Source organism: Pseudonocardia aurantiaca (assembly GCF_039526725.1).
Taxonomy (GTDB): Bacteria; Actinomycetota; Actinomycetes; order Mycobacteriales; family Pseudonocardiaceae; genus Pseudonocardia; species Pseudonocardia aurantiaca.
Genome location: NZ_BAAAJG010000037.1, coordinates 1 through 1763 on the forward strand (window position 1 = coordinate 1; position 1763 = coordinate 1763).

1 protein-coding gene is annotated in these 1763 nt (G+C 72.0%); it reads right to left on the reverse strand.

Annotated features, from left to right (window positions below; translation table 11 throughout):
- Positions 1–104: 104 nt before the first annotated feature.
- Positions 105–1763: transposase (locus ABD143_RS38060; protein ID WP_343988747.1), on the reverse strand; the 1659-nt coding region annotated here is incomplete at its 5' end.

Here is a 1763-nt window from a genome sequence, read left to right on the forward strand (position 1 = left end):
GCCGGTTTCGGGGTGTGGAGGCGGTTCAGCTGAACCGTCTGGTTGCCGGTGGTGGTGCGGGGGTCGGCGCCTCAAGCCCGGGTCGTGTTCTCAGTTCCTGCTGGTCAGGTCGCTACGACCCATCCGTGGGCGGTTCCTCGGAGCTTGAGGACGGCCAGGCGCGCGAGGTTGATCGCGCCGGCCAGTAGCCGGAAGTCGGCATCGACGCGGACGGTGCCGCGGACCCGGGCGCGTCGCCCGCCGTGTTGGCGGCGCATCAGGTGGCCGAGCTTGCGTTCCACCTTGGGGCGGGTGGCGCGGTAGTCGGCAACCCAGGCGGGGTCGCTCTGGCGGGCCCGGGCATCGGTGAGGGTCTGCTCGTGCGGGCCGACGCTGACGGTTCGCCCGCCGGTGGCGGTGGTGCACTGCGCGCGCAGCGGACACGCCTGGCAGGCCGACCCGAAGTAGGCGATGCCGCCGCCGGCGGTAGCCGGGCGGATCGGGGTGCTGACCCCACCTGGGCAGGCGACCGTGCCGGCGCCGAGGTCGATGTCGAACCGGTCCTTGCTGAACCGGCCGCCCGCCGCGGTGGGCGTCTGGGTCTTGCAGCGCGACTCGATCCCGGCCTCGCGGAGCCGGTCGTGGAACTCACCGGTGCCGTAGGCGTTATCGCCGTAGACCGTCGCCCGCTCGCCGTCCTGGCCTCCACCCGCGCCCGGCCCGGTCGTCTGCGGCCCGGTCGTCTGCGGCCCGGTCGTCTGCGACTCGGCGGGACCTGGCTGGTCGGTGAGAAGGTCGTCGATGAGATCTTCGGCGGCGCTGGCGTCGCCGGCGTTGCCCGGGGTGACCCGCGTGGCGGTGATGATCTCCGAGTCCGGGTCCAGCGCGGCGTGGCCCTTGTAGCCGTCGAAGCCACGCGCCGAGGTCTTGTGCCCGTGCCGGGTGTCCGGGTCCACCGTGGAGATCACCCGATCCTTAGCCACCCGCCGCGCGACCCGCAACACCCCGTCCTCGCCGGTCTCCAGGTCCTGCCCCAGCACCGTGGCCAGCAACGCCGCCGCCTGGCGCACCGGTTCCGCGAGTTCGCGGCCGTCCAACAGCCCCAGCAGCCCATACCCCTCCCGAGCCCGGGAATCGATCAACTGCTCGCGGGCCGCATGGTCGTCCCAGTCGATCTGCGGCTTGGCCGCAGTGGCGTAGTCATCCCCGCTCGACAGCGTCGCCCGCAGCTCGCCGGCCAGGTCGACATCCTCACCGTCGGCGACCGCGAGCAGCCCACGCACCGCCGAGCGGATCAACGTCACGGTGTCCATCGTGGCCACCGCGTCATACAGCGGAGTCGAGTCCAGCACCCGGCGCCGACCAACCAGCCCCGCCGCGCTCGCCGCCTGCAGACCCACCTCGAAGATCCGATCCGGCCGCTGCGAACCACGCAGCCGCTCACGCATGTCGACCAGCACGGTGTGCGCGAACTCGTCCCAGCCGCCCGCGCCATAGCCGCCGACCCCGGCCGCGTAGCGCCAGCGCACATCGAACGCGTACCGATCCACCGCCTCCCGGTCCGACAACCCACCCAGCCGCTGCAACACCATCACCGTGGCCACCACCGACGGCGGCACCGAACGCCGGCCCCGACCGCTGAACAGATCAGCGAACAACTCATCGGGGAACAACCGCCCCCGCTCCCGGGCCAGGAACCGATAGATCGAGTTCTCCGGAAGCGACTCCTCGCAGAACCGAGACGCCCCGTCGAACAGATCGCCCTGACCATCAGCACGGCCCAA